Below are 1394 nucleotides of genomic sequence, written 5' to 3' on the forward strand. Positions count from 1 at the left end.
GAAGGTCCTGTGTGGATGGCTCCCGCATTGCAAGGGTTGATGTGAGGTTTCGGCGTCGTGGTCGGGTGCAGTCTTGTGTCCGGCCTGTTTGCGCGGTCATGGACCGCTGGCCCTGATGGTTTCCGCGGACGAGGTCCTACTCTGCTTTGCGGGCTATGACGCCCTGGACCTTCACGCTGGTTGTCCTCGTCCCCGGTCTGACCGGTTCGCCATCACTTCACATGGTCCTCGCAACTTCTGAAGCGCTCCTCGTGGCGGCGCTGATGGGTAGGTTCGCTATGCGGCGGCGGTCTCCGGCGCGCGGTAGACCTCGCCGCGCACCATGATGGCCCAGATCGCCCGCGCCGCTCGGTTGGCCATGGCGACGGTGGCCAGCCGTACCGGCTTGCGGGCGAGCAGCGCGGCAATGCGCGGATCGGCGGCTTCGGGATGGTGCAGGTTGCGCCGGACGAGGGCTGTCATGCCTGTGACCAGCAGCCGTCGCAGGTACTGATCACCCATCTTGGAGATCCGGCCGAGCCGCTCCTTGCCGCCGCTGGAGTTGTTGAGCGGCGTGAGCCCAAGCCACGCGGCGAACTGGCGACCGGAGTGGAACTGGGTGGGATCGGTCACGGTGGCGGCCAGGGCGGTGGCGCCCAGCAGGCCCACACCCGGCACGGTGGCGATGCGTCGGGCCAGATCGCTGGTGCGATACCAGGCCAGCAGGTCCCGCTCGAGCTGGCGGATGCGACCCTGTCCTTCGAGCGCCTGTTCGGCCAGGGCGGCTATCACCTTGGCCGCGAGCTCTGGGACCTCGTGCGCCTCGCCGGCCACCACTCGCCGAACGAACGCCAGGGCGTGGGTGATCCCCTTGGGGATGTCGATGCCGAACTCCGCCAGCAGCCCTCGGATCATGTTGACCAGCTGGGTGCGCTGGCGGACCAGCAGATCGCGCGTCCGATGCAGCGACAATGCTGCCTGCTGCTCCACAGACTTGATCGGCACGAAGCGCATGGTCGGCCGCGTCACCGCCTCGCAGATCGCCTCGGCGTCGCCGGCGTCGGTCTTGCCGCGCTTCACGTAAGGCTTGACATAGGCTGGCGGCATCAACCGCACCTGGTGTCCAAGGCGGACCAACTCCCGCGCCCAATAGTGGCTTGTGCCGCAGGCCTCGATCCCGATGAGGCAGGGCGACAGCTTGCTGAAGAACGGGATCATCTGCGCCCGTTTCAGGGCCCGACGGATGACGACCTCGCCCGCGCTGCTGATCGCGTGGACTTGGAAGACGTTCTTGGCCAGGTCCAGGCCGACAGTGGTAATCTCCATGGTGGGTGGCTCCCAATGCTCAGGTTGGCATGACGGCAACCACATTGGCCCTCTGAGGCCGGGAGCGGGAGCCATCCACCCCATCTGCT

At 66.9% G+C, this 1394-nt stretch carries 1 protein-coding gene; it reads right to left on the reverse strand.

What is annotated here, in order from left to right; genetic code table 11:
• Window positions 1-276: 276 nt before the first annotated feature.
• Window positions 277-1305, reverse strand: a complete 1029-nt coding sequence (locus tag MQH10_RS26210) for an IS110 family RNA-guided transposase (protein ID WP_242566900.1) — start codon at window positions 1303-1305, stop codon at window positions 277-279.
• Window positions 1306-1394 lie beyond the last annotated feature (89 nt).

It is taken from the genome of Phenylobacterium aquaticum (genome assembly GCF_022695515.1).
In the GTDB taxonomy this organism is placed as follows: Bacteria; Pseudomonadota; Alphaproteobacteria; order Caulobacterales; family Caulobacteraceae; genus Phenylobacterium; species Phenylobacterium aquaticum.

What these genes read in the sequence shown, in the direction of transcription:
- MQH10_RS26210 (WP_242566900.1), bottom strand. Translation starts at nt 1,305, where the DNA reads ATGGAGATTACCACTGTCGGCCTGGACCTGGCCAAGAACGTCTTCCAA.